We start from the raw sequence: 19,172 nt of genomic DNA on the forward strand, positions 1-19,172 counted from the left end.
GCATCCGCCGCCTGGCCTGCTGCGGGCCGTGGCCCCCGCCAGGACGAACCTGCGATCCGTATTACACTGCCGCTTGACATGGCACATGCACAGGGCGGGCGGCTATACGCGCAGTGGGTCGAACTCCTCTCGTGGCTGGAGGCGGCGGCCGGGGAGCGGGGCCTGGGCTTCCAGAAGGTCGCGGACTTTCCGGATTACATCTACCGCATGGAGCGGCCCTACGACCTGCCCACCACGGTGATGAGCGTGGCGCTGACCTCGGGCGGGCAGCCCCTGCTGGTCGCGGCGGTCAGCCCCCGCCACGTGGACCTGGGGGGCGTGTCGCTGCGGCTGATGGGCGGCAGCAAGCACTGGCACCTGCACGCGGGCGAGGCCGGACTGCTGGAGGGCAAGCGGCCCTTTACCCGTGAGCGGCTGGGGGCGCTGCTCGACGGGGCGGTGCGGGGCGTGGCCTGAGCTGAGCCTCAGAGGGGCCTGCGCGCGTCGAGAATCAGCGACACGAAGCCGAGCCGCCCATCCCGGTTGCGGTGGTCGAGGCGCCGGGAGCGGTAGACCGGGCCGGTGCCCACGTCCCAGTCGCGGGCATGAAAGCGCCCGGCCTCGTCGCAATATTCGAGCAGCTCGACCTCGAAACCCGCGCGCCCGAAGACGTCCATAAGCAGCCGGAAATCGTAGACGATCTGGTGGTCGGCGGCCGGGTGGTCCGCCGGGCCGGGGCCGCCGACCTGGACCGTGCGCTGGTACTCGGGGTCCGGGAAGTTGGCGTCGGGCACGGCGACGCGCAGGAACCCGCCGGGCTTCAGAAAGTCGAAGCACAGGCGGGCAGCGGCGCGGCCTTGTGCCTCGGTCAGGTGTTCCCAGACGTGTTCGCACAGCAGGGCGTCCGCGCGGCGCTCCCCGAACCAGGCTTCCCAGGTCGAGCGGCCAAGCAGGTCGAGGTCCTCCCGCCCGGTGGGAATCCAGCCGTCCCAGCGCTGCTCGCCCGCGCCGAGGATCACGCGCAGCCTGCCGGAGCCAGCCCCGCCGTTCACAACACCAGAAAGGCCAGCAGGCCCGCCGCGACGCCGATCAACACGCCCGCCAGCACCTCCAGGTAGGTGTGGCCCAGCAGCACCCGCAGGGGCAGCGGCGCGAAGCCCTCGCGGACCACGGCGCGCAGTTCCTCGACCAGTTCGTTGAGCAGCCGGGCCTGGATGCCGCTGGAGTGCCGAACGCCGGTCGCGTCGTACATCACGATCAACGCGAACACGGCGCTGGCGGCAAACAGCGGGCTGCCCAGGCCCTGGGTCAGGGCCACCCCGGTGGTGAGGGCCGCCACCATCGCGGAGTGGCTGCTGGGCATGCCGCCCGTTTCCATAAAGGCGGCGGGGCGCCAGCGGCCTTCGAGCAGCAGGATCAACAGGACCTTGAGCACCTGCGCCCCGGTCGACGCGAGGACGGCGGTCCACAGCCAGCGGTTGCCAAACAGATCTTCGAGCGGGGGAGTCACGCGGCGTGAAGTTTAGCGCGCAGAGGCCCCGGGCACACGCCGTCCGGCCTGCATCTCGGCGGCCGTGACGGTGTTGGCGAGCAGCGCCGCGATGGTCAGCGGCCCGACACCCCCCGGCACGGGCGTGATCGCCCCCGCGACGCCCGCCACGTCGGGATGGACATCCCCGGTGAGGTGCGCCTTGCCCCCCGGGCCGCCGGGCACCCGGTTGATGCCCACGTCGATCACGGTGGCGCCGGGGCGCACCATTTCCGGGGTGATCAGGTGCGGCTGGCCCACCGCGACCACCAGGAGGTCGGCCTCGCGGGTCACGGCGCCCAGGTCGCGGGTGCGCGAGTGCGCGAGGGTCACGGTCGCGTCGCGCGCGAGCAGCAGCGCCGCCGTGGGCCGCCCGACGATCGGGCTGCGGCCCACCACCACGGCCCGCTGCCCCGCGACCGGAAGGCCGTAGAGGTCCAGCAGGTACAGGATTCCGGCGGGCGTGCAGGGGATCAGGGTGGGCCGACCCGCCCACAGCTCGCCCACGTTGAGGGGATGAAAGCCGTCCACGTCCTTGCGGGGGTCGATGGCGTGCAGCACCGCCTGCTCGGAGACGTGCGCGGGGAGGGGAAGCTGAACCAGGATGCCGCTGACCGCGTCGTCGGCGTTCAGCCGCGCGATCAGGGCCAGCAGCTCGGCCTGCGGGGTCGTTTCCGGCAGGGCGTACACGGCGCTGCCCAGGCCCACCTCGCGCGCCCGGCGGTCCTTGCCGCGCACGTAGCTCACGCTGGCGGGGTCGTCGCCCAGCCGCACCATCGCCAGGTGGGGGGGGCGGGGCAACCGGGCGGCGCGGGCCGCCACATCCGAGAGCAGCGCGTCGGCGGCCGGGGGGCCGGCCAGCACGCGGGCGGGGGTCACGCCTCCGGCTCCGGCTCGTCCCGGTCGGGACCGTTCGCGGCGCTCGGCGGGCGGGGGGCCGTGTTCAGCGTGCGGCTCAGCCCGCCCAGCACCCCGTTCACGAAGCGGCCCGAGTCCTCGCCGCCGAACTTGCGGGCGATGCGGACGGCGCTCTCGATCACCGGGGGGTGGGGTTCGGGCGTGTACGTCATTTCAAAGGTGGCGAGCCGCAGCACGTTGAGGTCGGTCTGGGCCATCTGCCCGAAGTCCCAGCCGCGAATGGTCCGGCGCAGGGTGGCGTCCACGTCGGCGCGGTGGGCGTCCAGGCCCTCCACCAGCTGGCGGGCAAAGGCCAGCGCTTCCGGGTTGAGCTGCGGAAAGGTGTCGTCGCCCCCCCGCATCGCGCCCTCGGCGCGGGTGAACACGGTGCTCAGCGGCAGGTCGGCGCCCTGGGCCTCGAACAGCGCCCGGAAGGCGAACTCGCGGGCGGCGCGGCGGGTGCCCACCGGCTGCTGGGCCTTTTCGCGGCGGCGGGTCAAGCGTTCCCCTTGGGCAGCGTCACGCCCAGCACGCTGACATTGACGGCCCGGACCTTCAGGCCGGTCATCAGTTCCACGTTCTCGCACACGGCCCGCTGCGCCTGCCCGGCCAGCCCGACCAGGTTGCGGCCGTACTCGACGTTCAGCCCCACGTCCACCGTCACGTGCTGCCCCTCGCGGGTGATCCGCAGCGCGCGGGAGCGCCGGGCACTGCCCTGCTGGCGCAGCACCTCGTTCACTTTCAGCGGCGCGGCGGCCACCTCGATGCCCTCGATGCCCTCCAGCGTCGTGGCGGCGATGTCCGTCAGGACACTCTTGCTGATCTCTACGTCCATAGTCTTGCGCCTCCGGATAGGCCGCCCCTGAAAGCGGCCCGGCAATGGGGGACAGTGTAGCGGGGTGGGAGGGCGTCCGCATTGCGCGGGGCGCGGGCAGGAGAACACCGGTTCCCTGACCGCGCCCCGCAACCTAAACCCCCCGCTCCTCCAGCAGCGCGCCCAGCCCCGCCTCGTCCAGCACCGGAATCTCCAGCTCGCGGGCGCGGTCGAGCTTGCTGCCCGCGTCCTCGCCCGCCACGACGTAGCTGGTCTTCTTGGTGACGCTGCCGGTCACGCGCCCGCCCCCCGCCTCGAGCTGCGCCTTGATCTCGTCGCGGGGGCGGGTCAGGGTGCCGGTGAGAACGAAGTTCAGTCCGGCGAGGGCCTGGCCGCGCGGGGCCGCTTCCTCCTGTGGACTCACGCCGTGTTCGCGCAGGCGGCGCAGCAGGTCCCTCATGCTGGGGTCGGAGAGGGCGGCCGTCACGCTCTGCGCGATGGTCTCCCCCATGCCGGGCACCGCCTCGACCGCCTCCGGCGTGGCCGCCAGCAGCGCGTCCAGCGTGCCGAAGGCGCGGGCGAGGGCCTGGGCGCCGCGCTCGCCCACATGCGGAATGCCCAGCGCGTTGATCAGGCGCCAGAGGGGCCGGGTCTTGCTGGCCTCCAGCTGCGCGAGCACGTTCGCCGCCTTCTTGTCGCCGCTGCGTTCCAGCGCCGCCAGCTGCGCGGCGTCCAGCGTGTAGAGGTCGGCGGCGTCCTTGACCAGTTCCGTCGCCAGCAGCTGCTCGATCAGTTTTTCCCCGAGGCCGCGCACGTCCATCGCCCCCCGCGAGACGAAGTAGCGCAGGCGCTCGAACCGCTGGGCGGGGCAGGCGGGGTTGGGGCAATAAGTGTTCGCGTCGCCCTCGGCGCGCACCGCCTCATGAGCACATTCGGGGCAGTGGGTCGGGAAGACGAAGGGCACGGCCTCGGGGGGGCGTTTCTCCACGACCACGCGCATGATCTGCGGAATCACGCCGCCCGACTTGCGGACGACCACCGTGTCCCCGACCCGCAGGTCCAGCCCCGCGATGTAGTCCTCGTTGTGGAGGGTCGCCTTGGAAACGGTGCTGCCCTCGATCAGGCGGGGCGAGAGGTGCGCGAGCGGCGCGAGCTTGCCGGTGCGGCCCACGTTGATGGAAATGCTCTCCAGCGTGGTCTCCACCTCCTCGACCGGGAATTTGTAGGCGATGGCCCAGCGGGGCGCGCGGCTGGTGAAGCCTGCCTCGTCCTGCAAGGCCAGCGGGTCGAGCTTGAGCACGGTGCCGTCGGCGTCGAACTCGAAGCCCGAACGCTGCTCAGTCATGCGGCGGTGGTAGTCGGCGGCCTGCTCCAGCCCGGTCAGGGTCTCGGTGTGGCGGCTGGTCGGAAAGCCCTGCGCGGCCAGCCACGCGAGCACCTCGCCCTGGGTGCGCGCGGGCACGCCGCTGCGCTTGCCCAGAGCGTAAAAGATCGCCCGCAGGTTGCGGGTGCGGGTCACCTCGGGGTCCTTCTGGCGCAGCGCCCCGGCGGCCCCGTTGCGGGGGTTTTTCAGCAGCGGCGTGCCCAGTTCCTCGGCGCGGGCGTTGAAGGCGGCGAATTCCGCGCGGCTCATGTACACCTCGCCGCGCACCTCCAGTTCACCCGTGAGGCCGGGCAGCTCGCGCGGAATCCCGGGCACGGTGAGCACCTGCTCGGTCACGAGTTCGCCCACCCGCCCGTTGCCGCGCGTGGCGGCCCACTGCAAGGTGCCGTCCAGGTAGTAGAGGTTCACGCTCAGGCCGTCGATCTTCAGCTCGCCCGTGTAGGTGAAGCCGCCGAAGTCGGGCGGCAGGTTCAGGGCGCGGGCCAACTTCTCCTGCCACTCGACCAGCTCGGCGTCGTCGAACACGTTGTCGAGGCTGGTCATGGGGGTCGGGTGCTCGACGGGCAAGAAGGCCGCGCCCGGCGCCCCGCCGACCTGCTCGGTGGGCGACGGTTCCTCGCCGACCCACTCGGGGTGCACCTCCTCGATGGCCCGCAGCTCGCGCACCAGCCGGTCGTACACGTCGTCGGGAATCTCGGGCGCGTCGAGTTCGTGGTAGGCGCGGGCGTGGCGCTCGACCTCGGCGCGCAGGGCGCGGTACTGCGCCTCGGTGGGCTGGTCCTCCGGTGGCCCCTGGGGGTCCGGGCGGGAAGGGTCGAGGGCCGGGGCGCCAGCGGCGGACTGATCCATACCCGGAGCGTAGCACCGGCCTTTTGGGGGAGGTCGCCCCGGAGCGGGCCAGGCGGGCGGCGGCCTGAAGACCCGCTCAAGAAAGGCTGAGGGGACACGCGCCCCCTCTCTCATCCACGTCAGCTTGCAGCCATGTTGGACCGGGTATAGACAGGCGCCGATTTCCGTATACTCTGTTTTGGGTTTTATCCCCCCACAGCTCAGCACCCCCACTCCACCGGAGGAACACCATGAAGAAGGTTTTGACCATCGCCCTGGCCGCTGCGGCCACCACTTTCGGCCTCGCCGCCGCCCAGGGCGCCCTGCGCGTGGGCATGGCCTACGACGCGGGCGGCAAGTTCGACAAGAGCTTCAACCAGTCGGCCTACGAGGGCGGCCTGCGCGCCCAGAAGTCGCTCGGCGTGCAGCTCAAGGACTTCGAGCCGTCGGACCCCAGCCAGGTGATCCAGGGCATCCGGTCCTTTACCAACGAGGGCTTTGACCTGACCATCGGCGTGGGCTTTGCCAACAACGCCTCCATCACCCAGGTCGCCAAGGAAAACCCCGACCTGTACTTCGGTCTGGTCGACGACGTGTCCACCGCCAAGAACGTCGCCTCGATGGTCTTTGCCGAGCAGGAGGGCAGCTACCTGGTGGGCTACCTGGCCGCCCTGAACTCCTCGACGGGCGTGCTGGGCTTCGTGGGCGGCATGGACATCCCCCTGATCCACAAGTTCGAGGCCGGGTACACGGCGGGCGCCAAGGCCGCCAACCCCCGGGCGCGCGTGATCGCGCAGTACGTGGGCACCACGCCGGACGCCTGGAACAACCCCGGCAAGGCCAAGGAGATCGCCGCCTCGATGCGCTCGCGCGGCGCCGACATCATCTTCGCGGCGGCGGGCGGCAGCGGCAACGGCGTGATCGACTACATCAAGCAGACCCAGTGCCTCAAGGCGGCCAACCTGCCCAGCGGCGTGCGGTTTGCCAGCAACAACTTCTCCAAGGTCCGCAAGAGCGCCTCGTACACCCGGACCTGCGCGGGCAACACCCGCCCGATGTTCTTTATCGGCGTGGACAGCAACCAAAACCGCCTGGGCGACTTCGACAGCAACCCCGCGACCCTCAACCACGGCCTGACCTCCATGCTCAAGCGGGTGGACAACGCCGTCTATTCCCTGATCCGCGAGACCAAGGCGGGCAACTTCAAGGGTGGCGAGCGCCGCTTCGGCCTCAAGGAAAACGGCGTCGGCTACGCGGTCGACCAGTACAACCGCGCCCTGATTCCCAGCAGCCAGGTCGCCCGCGTCGAGGCCGTCAAGGCCCAGATCATCAGCGGCAAGATCAAGGTGCCCAGCAAGTAAGGTGCCCACCGGGTAGAGGCGCAAAACCCAGCACCTCCGTGGGGGGAAAGCAGGCCGGAAGGGGTCTGCTTTCCCCCCTTTCGCCGTTTGCCCCCGGGGGCGCGGCGCTGTCAAGCGGCCAGGCACATTGACGCGCTTCATGAACGCCACTTAAACTCCGGAGGTCAGACAATCAGGATCAGGGGCCGGGCCGCCGCCGCCCGCGTGACGCACCGTCTGCCCCCCCCCTGTTGCGGCAGTTCGCTGGCCGGTTCCGCTCTTCCACGTGGCCCAGGAGGCTCCTATGAAGCGTTTCGCCCTGCTGTCCCTGCTCGCGCTCGCCCCCGCCGCCGCCGCCCAGAGCAGCACCCTGTCGGGCACGGTGACCATCTGGTCGTGGGACGTGGCCGCCAAGGCGCTGCAAAGCACCGTCCCCGGCTTCAACCGCAAGTATCCCAACGTGAAGGTGGAGGTCGTGGACCTCGGCAACCAGAACGTGTACGACCGCGGGCTGGCGGGGTGTGCGGCGGGGGGCGCGGACCTGCCCGACATCTACTCCATCGAGAACAACGAGGCCGAGGTGTTCTGGGCGCGCTTCCCGAACTGCTTTACCGATCTCAACACCCTGGGGGCGGACCGGCTGGTGCGGAACTTTCCAGCCTTCAAGTGGACCGAGCTGACGGCGGGCGGCAAGCGGTTCGCGATGCCCTGGGACTCCGGCCCGGTCGTGATGTTCTACCGCCGCGACCTGTACCAGCAGGCGGGCGTCAACCCGGCCAGCATCCGCACCTGGGACGACTTCATCGCGGCGGGGCGCCGGGTGAACACCCAGTTCGGCGGGCGGGTCAAGATGGCGACCATCGCCAACGGGCAAGACGACGAGTGGTTCCGGATGCTCGCCAACCAGAACGGCTGCTTTTACTTCGACAACGCGGGGCAACAGGTCACCGTCGCGCGGCCCGGCTGCGTGACGGCGCTGAACACCATCAAGCGGCTCTACGACGCCAACGTGGTGGCGACCGGCGACTGGGGCGGGCAGATCACCAACGTGAAGGCGGGGCGCACCGCCAGCGCGATGTTCGGCGCGTGGTACGAGGGCACCATCCGCACCAACGCGCCCGACCAGCGCGGCAAGTGGGGCGTGTACCTGATGCCTGCCAGCCGCGCGGGCGGGCCGCGCGCGAGCAACCTGGGCGGCAGCGCCCTGGCGATTCCCGCGAGCAGCCGCAACAAGGCCGCCGCCTACGCTTTCCTGGAGCACGCGCTGGCGACGGCGGGCGGCCAGGCCACCATGCTGCGCTCGCAGGGGCTGGTGCCCAGCCTGCTGGCCGCCACCCGTGACCCCTACGTGGCGCAGCCGCAGCCGTACTGGGGCAACCAGCGCATCTGGCAAACCATCCTGGGCACCCTGGGCGACGTGCCGCAGGCGCGCGGCACCCAGTACTTTCAGGATGCCCGCCAGATCATGATCGTGACCCAGGCGGATTTCCTCAAGGGCCGCTACCGCACCGCGCAAGAAGCCTTGCAGGACGCGGCGCGCAAGATCAGCAGCGCCACCGGGTTGCCGGTCGCCCGGTAACTGCCGCCCGGTCGCCGACGGGTGGGGCGGGGCGGGGTCCAGCACGGCCTGCTCCTCCCCGCTCCTCGTTCTGAAGCCTGCCCCCGGCCCCCGAGGTTGACCCATGACCACCGCCCCGGCTCCTGCCTCTGCCCGGCCCCGCCGCCGCCGCGTGCCTGCCGCGCCGTACCTGTTCATCCTGCCGTACCTGTTGATCTTCGCCGTGTTCTGGGCGTGGCCGATTCTCAGCTCCTTTCTGCTGTCCTTCCGGGACTCGCGGCTGGGCGAGGGAGCGCCCCTGGGCACCGCCAACTGGTCGCGGCTGCTGGGGGACGAGTTTTTCCGCACCGCCCTGAGAAACACGCTGGTGATCCTGGCTGTGCAGGTCCCGCTGATGCTGGCGCTGGCGACTGCGCTGGCCGTCGCGCTCAACAGCCGGCTGCTGCGGCTGCGGGGGCTGTTCCGGTTCGCCTTTTTCGCGCCGCTGGTGGTGGGGACAGTCGCCTACTCGGCGGTGTTCCGGCTGCTCTTCAACAGCGACTTCGGCATGGTGAACCGCACCCTGACCGGCCTGGGCCTGCCGGCGGTGGACTGGCTCAACCAGCCGCTTCCGGCCATGAGCGTGATCATCCTGGCGCTGCTGTGGCGCTGGACCGGCTACAACGCGATCATCCTGCTCGCGGGCCTGCAAGGAATTCCCGAGGACGTGTACGAGGCGGCGGCCCTCGACGGCGCGTCGCCCTGGCAGCAGTTCTGGCGCATCACGCTGCCGCTGCTGCGGCCCACGCTGCTGTTTTGCCTGGTCCTGAGCATCATCGGCACGCTGCAACTGTTCACCGAACCGGCCCTGATCACCAACAGCGGCCCCGGCAACGCGACCATGACGCTGGGCACCTACCTGTACCAGCAGGGCTTCCGCTCCTTTAACTTCGGGTACGCCAGCGCCATCGCCTACACGGTCGCGGCCATCGCGGCGGTGTTCAGCGCCATCCAGCTGCGGCTGTTCGGGCGGGACACGTGACCGTCTCGACCTCCGGCCCGCTGCCCGGCGCGTCCACCGCGACCCAGCCGGGCGGGATGCGTGCCCGGGACCGCCGGGGCGCGCTGTGGCTGCACCTCGCGCTGCTGCCGCTGGCCCTGCTGTTTCTGGCGCCGCTGTACCTGATGCTGATTTTCAGCAGTCACCCGGAGACGGCGATCTTCAGTCCCAACCCGCCGCTGTGGTTCGGCGGGGCCTTCGGGGAGAACTTCGCCCAGCTTCAGGCCGACACCAACTTCCTGCGGACCCTCGCCAACAGCACGGTGATCTCCACCCTGTACACGGTGCTGAGCATGGGCCTGACCAGCATGGCGGGGTACGCCTTCGCCAAGTTCCAGTTCCCGGGCCGCAACCTGCTGTTCGGGCTGATTCTCGCCACCCTGACCATCCCGACGTTCGTGACCATCATCCCGCAGTTCATCCTGGTCGCCCGCGACCTGGGCCTCAGCAACACCTACTGGGCCGTAATCCTGCCCACGCTGGCGAACACCATCGGCATCTTCTACATGCGCCAGGCTTTCGGGGCGGTGCCCGACGACCTGCTGAACGCGGCACGTATCGACGGGGCGAGCGAAGGCCGCATCTTCTGGCAGATCGCGCTGCCTATCGTGCGCCCGGCGCTGGCGGCGCTGGCAATCCTGCTGTTCCTGGCGAGCTGGAACGACTACCTCTGGCCCCTGATCGTGCTCACGCAAAAAGACAGCTACACCATGCCGGTCGCGCTGGGCACGCTGGTGGGCCTGACCCGCGTGTCGTGGGGCGGGATCATGGTGGGCACCGCCATCGCCACCATCCCCTTCCTGATCCTCTTCCTGGCGCTGCAACGCCTGTTCGTGGCGGGCATCGCGGGCGGCGCGGTCAAGGACTGAACCTTTTTTCCCTTCCTCCGGAGCGTGAATGTCTGACTCTGCCCCCCACCTGCGGCTCGGCACCTGCGACTACCCCGAACATGTCCCCGAGGACCGCTGGGCCGCCTACGCCCGGGGGCAGCGCGAGCTGGGGCTGACTTTCGTCCGCGTGGCCGAGTTCGCCTGGAGCCGGATGGAACCGCGCCCCGGCGAGTACGACTGGGCCTGGCTGGACCGCGCCGTGGAGGCGTACCACGCCCAGGGCTTACGGGTCGTGCTGTGTACCCCGACCGCCACGCCACCCGCCTGGCTGATCCGCGCGCACCCCGACATCCTCCCCCACGACGCCCAGGGCCGGGTGCGTGAGTTCGGCTCGCGGCGGCATTACGACTTCGCCTCCCCGGTGTTCCGCGAGCACTCGCGGCGCATCACGCGCGCCCTGGCCGAACGCTACGGGGAGCACCCGGCGGTCGCGGGCTGGCAGACCGACAACGAGTTCGGCTGCCACGGCACGGCCCGCTCCTACGGCGGGGCGAGCGCGGCGGCCTTTCCGGGGTGGTTGCGGCAGAAGTACGGCACGCTGGACGCCCTGAACGAAGCCTGGGGCAACGTGTTCTGGAGCATGGAGTACGGCGACTGGGAGGAGATTCGCCCGCCTGCCCTGACCGTCACCGAACCCAACCCCAGCCACGTGCTCGACTACGCGCGCTTCTCGTCGGACCTGATCCGCGACTTCCAGGCCGAGCAGGTCGCCCTCCTGCGCGAGCTGTCGCCGGGGCGCTTCGTGACCCACAACTTCATGATCTTCGAGTCGGGCTTCGACCATTACGCGGTGGCGCGCGGCCTGGACTTCGTGACCTGGGACAACTACCCGACCGGGATGCTGGAGTTCTTCGCGCCGCCGGGCGTGGGCGAGGCCCTCAAGACCCGCTACGCCCGCACCGGGCACCCCGATCTGGTGGGCTTCAACCACGACCTGTACCGGGGGCTGCTGAAAGGGCACGGCGGGTGGGAGGCAGAGACTGGGAAGACCCAGCCCCACACCCCCGGCTTCTGGGTGATGGAGCAGCAGTGCGGGCAGGTCAACTGGGCGCCCGCCAACCCGCTTCCGGCGGACGGCGCGGTGGGGTTGTGGACCGCCCAGGCGTGGGCGCACGGGGCGGACGTGGTGAGCTATTTCCGCTGGCGGGCGGCCACGATGGCGCAGGAGGTCATGCACTCGGGCCTGCTGCGCCACGACGAGACGCCCGACCGGGGGCATGCCGAGGTCGCGGGGCTGGACCTGGGAAGCTTCCCGCTGGGCGAGGTGCCCGCCCGGGTCGCCCTGCTGCACGACTACGAGAGCCTGTGGCTGTACGACCAGCAGCCGCACAGCGCCGCCCTGAGCTACTGGGCGCAGACGGTCGCGTACTACTCGGCCCTGCGTTCGCTGGGCGTGGACGTGGACGTGGTGAGCGCCGACGCCGACCTGGGCGGGTACGCGGTGGCGGTCGCCCCGGCGGTTACGTTGGTGCCCCCTGAACGGGCGGCGCGCTGGCAGGCAGCGGTGGAGGGGGACGGCCTGCGGCTGGTCTGCGGTCCCCGCACTGCCTTTCGCACGCCGGGCGGGCAGACCTGGGCGCAGGGGCAATTCGGGCGGCTGTCTGAGCTGGTCGGGGCGCGGCTGCTGAACTACGACTCGCTGCGGCCCGGGCTGGAGCAGGCGGTCGGGGGCGGGTACGCGGCGCAGTTCTGGGCCGAAAGCTACCGGCTGGCGGGCGCCCAGGCGACCCACCGCTACCAGGGCGGTCCGCTGGACGGCCAGCCCGCCGTGATCCGCCACGGCCCCGTCACCGTGATCGGCGCCCACAGCGAGGCGCTCATCCGCGACGTGCTGCGCGACGTGCTGGAGCAGGCGGGCGTGGCGACCAGCGATCTGCCCGACGGCCTGCGCCTCAGCCGCCGCGCCGGGGTCACGCTGGTGCAGAACTGGACCGGGGAGAACGTGGCGTGGGGGGGGCGGACGCTGGGGCCGGTCAGCTTCGAGGTGCGTGCGGAGGGCTGAGGCTCCGGGCACGGGCCTGGCCCGCCCGCGAGGCGACCTGCGAGGGTCGCTTTTTTGTGGCCTGTTGCGCGTGCGCGCCCGGTCCGCGGATCACGGCCTGGGCCCAGGCTTTGGCGGTCGCCCTGACCGCGAAAGGGGTGTTAGAATGGCCTGTTTCAGAGCGAAGGACGACCACGTCCTTACGCACCCGGCAGAATCCCTCTGACGGCGCCCGGCACGTCTCCGCGCCGTTGTCCAAAGGAGCTGTGAGCTTGCAAAACCAGAATCTGGTGGTCCGCGGAGCGCGGGAGCACAACCTCAAGAACGTGACCGTGGAGCTGCCGCGCGACCAGTTCGTGGTCATCACGGGCGTGTCGGGCAGCGGCAAGAGCACCCTGGCGTTCGACACCATCTATGCCGAGGGTCAGCGCCGCTACGTCGAAAGCTTAAGCGCCTACGCCCGGCAGTTCCTGGGCCTGATGGAAAAGCCGGACGTGGAGGCCATCGAGGGCCTCTCGCCCGCCATCTCCATCGACCAGAAGACGACCAGCCACAACCCGCGCAGCACGGTGGGCACCGTCACCGAGATTCACGACTACCTCAGGTTGCTGTACGCCCGGGTCGGCACGCCGTACTGCCCCATTTGCGGGCGCAAGATCGAGAAGCAGTCCCCCAGCGAGATCACCGGGCGGCTGCTGGGCAGCTTCGCGGACGCCCGGGCGATCCTGCTCGCGCCCGTCGTGCGCGGGCGTAAGGGCGAGTACCGCAAGCTGCTCGCGGATCTGCGCCGCGAGGGTTTTGCGCGGGTGCGGGTGGACGGCACCCTGTACGAGCTGGAAGAAGCCGAGAAGCTCAAGCTGGAGAAGTTCGAGAAGCATGACGTGGACGTGGTCGTCGACCGCGTGACCCTGCGCGACTCGGACCGCAGCCGCATCGCGGAGAGCGTGGAACTCGGCCTGCGCCGGGGCGAGGGCCTGCTGCGGGTGCTGCTCCCCGAGGGCGGCGAGGGCGGCGGGCCACACGAGGAACTGTTCTCTGAGAAGTTCGCCTGCCCGGAACACGGCAGCGTGCTCGAAGAACTCGAACCGCGTTCCTTTTCCTTCAACAATCCCTACGGGGCCTGCGGCGACTGCGCGGGCCTGGGCCACAAGAACGAGTTCTCGCCCGAGCTGATCGTGGACGAGAAACTGAGCATCGCCGAAGGCGCGATCCTGCCCTGGAGCAAGAAGGGGACCGGCGGCGGCGTGTACTACTGGGACAAGCTCAAGGCGCTGGCCGAGCACCTGGAGTTCGACCTCAAGGTGCCCTGGCGCGACCTGCCGGAGGCGGCCAAAAAGGCGATTCTGGAGGGGCCGGGCGAGCCGTTCGAGGTCGTGTACCGCCGGGGCGGCAAGGAAACCATGCGCTTCATGACCGAGTTCGAGGGCGTGATCACCAACCTGGAGCGGCGCTACGCCGATACCGAGTCGGAGTTCATGCGCGAGAAACTCGAAGAACTGATGGAGCTGCGGCCCTGCCCGACCTGCGGCGGCACCCGCTACAAGCCGGAGATCCTGGCAGTGCGGGTGGGCGGCCTGAACATCTCGCAGGCCAGCGGCATGAGCGTGCTGGAGGCCGACCGTTACTTCGGCCAGCTCCGGGAGGGCGAACTGGACCACGCGGCCATCGCGCCGTATCTGGAGGGGCACCTGGGGGGCACGGCGAAAGCCCACGCGCCCAGGCGCTACGAGTACGCCCTGAACGAGTTCGGTGCGGCGGTGGCGGCGCCCATCCTGGGCGCGATCCGCACCCGGCTGAAGTTCCTGGTGGACGTGGGCCTGGACTACCTGTCGCTCGACCGCACCGCCAACACGCTCTCGGGCGGCGAGGCGCAGCGCATCCGGCTCGCCACCCAGGTCGGCTCGGGGCTCACCGGCGTGCTGTACGTGCTGGACGAACCCTCCATCGGCCTGCACCCCAAAGACAACCACCGCCTGATCGGTACCCTCAAGCACCTGCGCGACCTGGGCAACACCCTCCTGGTGGTCGAACACGACGAGGACACCATGATGGAGGCCGACTACCTGGTGGACATGGGGCCGGGGGCGGGGGTCCACGGCGGCGAGGTCGTGGCGGTCGGCACCCCCGGCGAGGTCAGGGACAACCCGCAGAGCCTGACCGGGCGCTACCTGCGCGGCGAGGTGAAAATCGAGGTGCCCACCTCGCGGCGCCGGGGCAACGGCAAGCGCCTGCGGGTGGTCGGCGCCCGCGAGCACAACCTCCAGAACGTCGATATCGACCTTCCGCTGGGCACCATGACGGTGGTCACCGGCCCCAGTGGCTCGGGCAAGTCCACCCTGATCCACGACATCCTGCACGCGACGCTGGCGCGCGAGCTGAACCGGGCCAAGACCACGCCGGGCCGCTTTGACCGCATCGAGGGCATGGAGCATCTCGACAAGGTGATCGAAATCGACCAGTCGCCCATCGGCCGCACGCCCAGAAGCAACCCGGCGACCTACACGGGCGTCTTTACCGAGATTCGCGACCTGTTTACCCGGACGCCCGAGGCGCGGCGGCGCGGGTACCAGTCGGGCCGCTTTTCCTTCAACGTCAAGGGCGGGCGCTGCGAGCACTGCAAGGGCGACGGCGTGATGAAGATCGAGATGAACTTCCTGCCCGACATCTACGTGCCGTGCGAGGTCTGCAAGGGCGCCCGCTACAACCGCGAGACGCTGGAGGTCAAGTACAACGGCAAGACCATCTCCGAGGTGCTGGACCTGACGGTGGAAGACGCCCACGCCTTTTTCGAGAACATCCCCGGCATCGAGCGCAAGATGAGCCTGCTGCGCGACGTGGGGCTGGGCTACATGCGCGTCGGGCAGCCCTCGACCACGCTCTCGGGCGGTGAGGCGCAGCGCATCAAGCTGGCCTCCGAACTCAGCAAGCGCGCGACCGGCAAGACCATCTACATCCTCGACGAGCCGACGACCGGGCTGCACTTCGAGGACGTGCGCAAACTCATGGAAGTGCTCGCGCGGCTGGTGGAGGGCGGCAACACCCTGGTCGTGATCGAGCATAATCTCGATGTGATGAAGTGCGCCGACCACATCATCGACCTGGGGCCGGAGGGCGGCGTGCGGGGCGGCACCGTCGTCGCCACCGGGACCCCCGAACAGCTCGCCGCCCACCCGACAAGCCACACGGGCGAGTACCTGCGCCGGGTGCCGGGCATCGTGCCCGCCGCCCCGCCAGCCGCCTCGAAGGCCGAGCCGGAACTGGTCAGCGCCGCTCCGGCCCGCAAGTCCCGCAAGAAAGCGGTGGGGGCGTGACGGCTCCGGCGGTGGGGGCGGCCCCCCAGGCGGGCCGCGTCTCGCCCGTCTGGACCGTCCTGCGCCTGCTGGGCGGCTGGGCCACGCTGGGGGTGCTGGCCTACTTCATGTGGACGCCGGGCGACTGGCCGGTGCGGCTGCTCGCCTGGGTGCTGCTCACGATCCTGGCCGACGAGTTCGGCGGGTGGTTCGGGTATCTGGGCGCGGCGCTGGGGGGGCTGGCTTTTTTCGCGCCCGCTGCGCCGCCCGCCCAGTGGGCCGTGATCGTGCCGCTGGTGGGCGGGGCGCTGGTCGCGCTGCTGCTGGTCAAGCACTCGGGCGGGCCGTTCGTGCTGCCCTTTGCGGCCCTGATCTTCGCGCTGCCGCTGCTGGCAGTCGGGCGTTTCGGCACCCGGCTCGATCCGGGCCTGACGCTGCCCGCCAACGCCACCTTTCAGCGCACCGCCCTGACCGCGATGCTGCTGGGGGTGGGCTTCAGCTTCGTGCGGCAGCTGATCGGGGTGGCGCGCCGGGCCAGCGTGCGGCGCGGCGCGGCGCGGGCGGCGGCCCTTGCGGGGGCGGCTCCGACTCTAGCCGCGCCTCCTGTTGCTGTCCCCACGGCCCCTGTGCCCACCGCTCCCGTGGCCGCGGCCACCGCCCCCACCGCCGACGCCGACGAGGTGATCGTCGCGGCGCCTGCCCCGGCCACGCAGGAGCCGCGGCGTCCGGGGTAACCCCTCTCCTGGCGCTGGCGCGCCCCCGGGTCATCCGCCCGCCCCAAGCTCCGGGGCGGGCGATACAATTGGGGGCGTGACCAGACTTCAAGGCAACAACCAGAACCGCACGGTGCTGGTGATCGGCACCCTGATCGCCGCCGTGCTGATCGCGCTGGCGCTGCTGGCCGTGCGCGGCAGGCCTGCGGCGGGCACCGTCAGTTTCGATCTGGAAGGCCAGCCGGTGCTGGGGCAGGCGGACGCGCCCGTGACGGTGGTCGTGTTCGAGGATTTCAAGTGCCCCAACTGCAAGCGGTTCGAGGAAGAGTCGCTGCCGCAGATTCGTGAGCAGTACCTCGACACCGGCAAGGCCAAGCTGGTGTCCATGAATTTCCCGTTCCTGGCCGAGAACTTCCGCCTGCCGGTGGACGACAGCAAGTTCGCCGCGCAGGCCGCCGAGTGCGCCTACCTCCAGGGCGGCAGCGCGGCCTACGAGCAGCTCAAGCAGCTCATCTTCCGCGCGCAGGGACCCGAGAGCGAGGTCTGGGCCACCAAGGCCCGGCTCAAGGACCTGGCGCAAAACGTCGAGGGGCTGGACCAGGCCCAGTTCGCCACCTGCCTGGACACCGACCAGACGGCCGCCGCCGTGGACGCCGACGAGCGGCAGGCGATCAACGCCCGCGCGACCGGGACACCCGCCATCTACGTAAACGGCCAGCCGGTCGCCAGCTACGACGCGAGGGCGGTGGGCGCGGCCATCGACGCGGCCAGCCAGAACTGAGCGTGCCGGCGTGACCCGCGACAACCGCCTCTACCTGGCCTGGGTCGTGGCCCTGGCCGCCACCCTGGGCAGCCTGTGGCTCAGCGAGGTGCGGCTGTTCGTGCCGTGCGTGCTGTGCTGGTTTCAGCGCATCGCCATGTACCCGCTCGCCCTGCTGCTGGGCATCGCGGCCCTGCGCGGCGACCTGGGCATCCGGGCCTACGCCCTGCCGCTGGCGGCGGTGGGCTGGACCATCGCCCTGATTCAGAACCTGGAAGACTGGGGCGTGATCCGCACGCTGAAGGTGTGCAGCGTCGGCCAGACCACCGCCGGATGCGACGTGAAGTGGCCTGTCTGGGGCGGCGGCGCGCTGGCGGGCCTCAACAATGTCCTGACCATCCCGGTGCTGGCGTTGATCGCCTTCACCCTGATTCTCGGGCTGCTGGCCTGGGGGCGGAAGGAGCGGGGGTAAGCCGCGCCCGGCGTTCCTCCCTGCCCCCGGGCCGACCTCGTTCGGCCCGTGTTCTCAGCCTGACGGCGCCCTAGACGGGCCGCCCCGCCATCATGAAGCTGGCGGTCATGCCGCCGTCTACCGGCAGGATCGCGCCGGTCAGGAAGCTGGCCTCCGGGCTGCCCAGAAAGTACACGGCGGCGGCGACCTCGCGCGGCTCGCCCAGGCGGCGCAGGGCGTGCAGGTCCTCGTAGTCGCGGCGGGTCTGGCGGGGGTCGCCGCTGCCCGCGATGGCCTGCAAGACCCCTTCGGTGGCGATGGCGCCGGGCGCGACCGCGTTGACCCGTACCCCGCGCGGCGCGAGGTCGAGGGCCATCGCGCGGGTCAGGTTGACCAGGCCGCCCTTGCTGGCGTTGTAGGCGGCGTTGTTCTGCTCGGCAAACAGGCCCTGGACGCTGGCGACGTTCACGACCGCGCCGCCGGGCGGCAACAGGTCGATCAGCGCGCGGGTCAGCAGCAGCGGCGCGGTCAGGTTGACGGCCAGCGTGCGGCTCCAGCCACGCTCGCTGACCTCCAGCACGCTGCCGGGGGCGTCCTGATACGCGGCGTTGTTCACCAGCACGCCCACCGTGCCGAGGTCCTGGGCGGCGCGCAGGATCCGCCCGCGCCCGGCGGCGCTGCCCACGTCGGCCTTGACCCGCAGGTGGCCGCGCAACACGGGCGGCAGGTTGAGGTCCACGCTGAGCACCGTGTGCCCCCGTTCGGCATACAGCTCGGCGACGGCCCGCCCGATGCCGCGCGCCGCTCCGGTCACGAGGACCGTGCCGGGAGGCGTGGGCGCGGCGGGGGGAGCGGTCTGGCTCTTGCGGCTCATAGGGGCAGTGTGCGGCCCCGTCACCTGCCCTGTGGCGGCGGCTAAAGGGGCGCTCAAGGGCACCCGGCCGGGTGGGCAGGCCGCGCCCTCTACCCTGGAACGATGACCCTGGACACGGCCCTGAATCCCCATCGCCTGCGCGGCGTCCTGCTGGATGTGGACGGCACCCTGATCGACTCGAACATGGCCCATGCCCGCGCCTGGGGGGCTTCTCTGCGGGACGCGGGCTTCGAGCGTGCCCCCGAGGAAATTTTTCCCCTGATCGGCATGGGCGGCGACAAGCTGGTCCCCGAGCTGACCGGCGAGGACGGCGAGAGCGCGGTTGGTGGGCGCCTCACGCAGGGCTGGCTGGAGCATTTCAAGACGCTGATCCCCGAGCTGGAGCCGACCCGGGGCGCGCGGGCGCTGCTGGAGGGCCTGCGGGCGCGGGGGCTGCGGGTGGTCCTGGCGACCAGCGGGGAAGCCGAGGTCGTGGACAGCCTGCTGGAACAGGCCGGGCTGGCCGACCTGAAGCTTGACCGCGTGAGCAGCAGCGACGTGGAGAACAGCAAGCCCGACCCCGACCTGATCCAGGCCGGGCTGGAAAAGCTGGGGCTGCCGCCGGAAGCCGCCCTGATGGTGGGCGACACCCCCTACGACGCCGAGGCTGCGCGCAAGGCCGGGGTCCCCTGCGTCCTGCTGCGCTGCGGCGGTCACCCGGAAGCTGAGGAGCACGACCTCGTGCTGGATGACCCCCAGGCGCTGCTGGAGGCGCTGGAGCGGGTGGGCACGTCAGGCCGGTAAAGCCGTTCCCGGAGGAATGCCGGGCCAGGGCCGGTGCAGGTCCGGCCCTTCTTCTGCGGCGGC

18 protein-coding genes are annotated in these 19,172 nt (G+C 70.7%); 11 read left to right on the forward strand and 7 right to left on the reverse strand.

Annotation, left to right across the window (positions count from 1 at the left end):
* Positions 1-78: 78 nt before the first annotated feature.
* Entirely contained in the window at positions 79-456 is a 378-nt protein-coding gene (locus tag HNQ09_RS02095; RefSeq protein ID WP_184024755.1) for an NADH-quinone oxidoreductase subunit 15, read from the forward strand.
* Positions 457-464: 8 nt separating this feature from the next.
* On the opposite strand, the gene HNQ09_RS02100 is transcribed toward HNQ09_RS02095, so the two are convergent.
* The 6 genes from HNQ09_RS02100 to ligA form a co-directional block, all read right to left on the reverse strand.
* A complete protein-coding gene (locus HNQ09_RS02100; protein ID WP_343057578.1) occupies positions 465-998 on the reverse strand; it encodes a class I SAM-dependent methyltransferase in 534 nt (177 codons plus the stop codon).
* Positions 999-1,027: 29 nt separating this feature from the next.
* Positions 1,028-1,489, reverse strand: a complete 462-nt coding sequence (locus tag HNQ09_RS02105) for a divergent PAP2 family protein (protein ID WP_184024761.1) — start codon at positions 1,487-1,489, stop codon at positions 1,028-1,030.
* A 12-nt stretch (positions 1,490-1,501) separates the two neighbouring features.
* Positions 1,502-2,386 carry a tetrahydrofolate dehydrogenase/cyclohydrolase catalytic domain-containing protein gene (locus HNQ09_RS02110; RefSeq protein ID WP_184024764.1) on the reverse strand — a complete coding sequence of 295 codons (885 nt, stop codon included), beginning with the start codon at positions 2,384-2,386 and terminating at the stop codon, positions 1,502-1,504.
* Entirely contained in the window at positions 2,383-2,904 is a 522-nt protein-coding gene (gene nusB / locus HNQ09_RS02115) for a transcription antitermination factor NusB (RefSeq protein WP_184024767.1), read from the reverse strand. Before nusB ends, HNQ09_RS02110 begins: the two co-directional genes overlap by 4 nt.
* Positions 2,901-3,239 carry an Asp23/Gls24 family envelope stress response protein gene (locus tag HNQ09_RS02120; protein WP_184024770.1) on the reverse strand — a complete coding sequence of 113 codons (339 nt, stop codon included), beginning with the start codon at positions 3,237-3,239 and terminating at the stop codon, positions 2,901-2,903. Before HNQ09_RS02120 ends, nusB begins: the two co-directional genes overlap by 4 nt.
* Positions 3,240-3,372: 133 nt before the next feature.
* Entirely contained in the window at positions 3,373-5,451 is a 2,079-nt protein-coding gene (gene ligA, locus HNQ09_RS02125) for an NAD-dependent DNA ligase LigA (protein ID WP_184024773.1), read from the reverse strand.
* 230 nt (positions 5,452-5,681) lie between these two features.
* Here ligA and HNQ09_RS02130 point away from each other — a divergent pair, with 230 nt between their 5' ends.
* The 9 genes from HNQ09_RS02130 to HNQ09_RS02170 all read left to right on the forward strand — a co-directional run bounded on the left by HNQ09_RS02130 (position 5,682) and on the right by HNQ09_RS02170 (position 17,473).
* Positions 5,682-6,791, forward strand: coding sequence for a BMP family lipoprotein (locus HNQ09_RS02130; protein ID WP_184024776.1), 1,110 nt, complete (start codon positions 5,682-5,684; stop codon positions 6,789-6,791).
* Positions 6,792-7,074: 283 nt separating this feature from the next.
* Positions 7,075-8,349 carry an extracellular solute-binding protein gene (locus HNQ09_RS02135; protein WP_184024779.1) on the forward strand — a complete coding sequence of 425 codons (1,275 nt, stop codon included), beginning with the start codon at positions 7,075-7,077 and terminating at the stop codon, positions 8,347-8,349.
* Between the two features lie 103 nt (positions 8,350-8,452).
* Positions 8,453-9,349 carry a carbohydrate ABC transporter permease gene (locus tag HNQ09_RS02140; protein WP_184024782.1) on the forward strand — a complete coding sequence of 299 codons (897 nt, stop codon included), beginning with the start codon at positions 8,453-8,455 and terminating at the stop codon, positions 9,347-9,349.
* The gene (locus HNQ09_RS02145) at positions 9,346-10,236 is read left to right on the forward strand and encodes a carbohydrate ABC transporter permease (RefSeq protein ID WP_343057579.1); all 891 of its coding nucleotides are present in this window, start codon (positions 9,346-9,348) and stop codon (positions 10,234-10,236) included. Before HNQ09_RS02140 ends, HNQ09_RS02145 begins: the two co-directional genes overlap by 4 nt.
* A gap of 28 nt (positions 10,237-10,264) precedes the next feature.
* On the forward strand, positions 10,265-12,259 hold the full coding sequence (locus tag HNQ09_RS02150) for a beta-galactosidase (RefSeq protein WP_184024785.1): 1,995 nt from the start codon (positions 10,265-10,267) through the stop codon (positions 12,257-12,259).
* 245 nt (positions 12,260-12,504) lie between these two features.
* Complete coding sequence (gene uvrA, locus HNQ09_RS02155; RefSeq protein WP_380002411.1) at positions 12,505-15,549, forward strand: excinuclease ABC subunit UvrA; 3,045 nt, start codon at positions 12,505-12,507, stop codon at positions 15,547-15,549.
* Positions 15,546-16,262 (forward strand): hypothetical protein, encoded by a 717-nt coding sequence (locus HNQ09_RS02160; RefSeq protein ID WP_343057580.1) that lies wholly within the window; start codon positions 15,546-15,548, stop codon positions 16,260-16,262. Before uvrA ends, HNQ09_RS02160 begins: the two co-directional genes overlap by 4 nt.
* Before the next feature lie 76 nt (positions 16,263-16,338).
* Positions 16,339-17,022 carry a thioredoxin domain-containing protein gene (locus tag HNQ09_RS02165; protein ID WP_184024788.1) on the forward strand — a complete coding sequence of 228 codons (684 nt, stop codon included), beginning with the start codon at positions 16,339-16,341 and terminating at the stop codon, positions 17,020-17,022.
* A 10-nt stretch (positions 17,023-17,032) separates the two neighbouring features.
* Positions 17,033-17,473, forward strand: coding sequence for a disulfide bond formation protein B (locus HNQ09_RS02170; RefSeq protein WP_184024791.1), 441 nt, complete (start codon positions 17,033-17,035; stop codon positions 17,471-17,473).
* 70 nt (positions 17,474-17,543) lie between these two features.
* Here HNQ09_RS02170 and HNQ09_RS02175 read toward each other — a convergent pair whose 3' ends face one another.
* The gene (locus HNQ09_RS02175; protein WP_184024794.1) at positions 17,544-18,326 is read right to left on the reverse strand and encodes an SDR family NAD(P)-dependent oxidoreductase; all 783 of its coding nucleotides are present in this window, start codon (positions 18,324-18,326) and stop codon (positions 17,544-17,546) included.
* 102 nt (positions 18,327-18,428) lie between these two features.
* Here HNQ09_RS02175 and HNQ09_RS02180 point away from each other — a divergent pair, with 102 nt between their 5' ends.
* Complete coding sequence (locus tag HNQ09_RS02180; protein WP_184024797.1) at positions 18,429-19,109, forward strand: HAD family hydrolase; 681 nt, start codon at positions 18,429-18,431, stop codon at positions 19,107-19,109.
* Positions 19,110-19,172 lie beyond the last annotated feature (63 nt).

It is taken from the genome of Deinococcus budaensis, assembly GCF_014201885.1.
Lineage (GTDB): Bacteria > Deinococcota > Deinococci > Deinococcales > Deinococcaceae > Deinococcus > Deinococcus budaensis.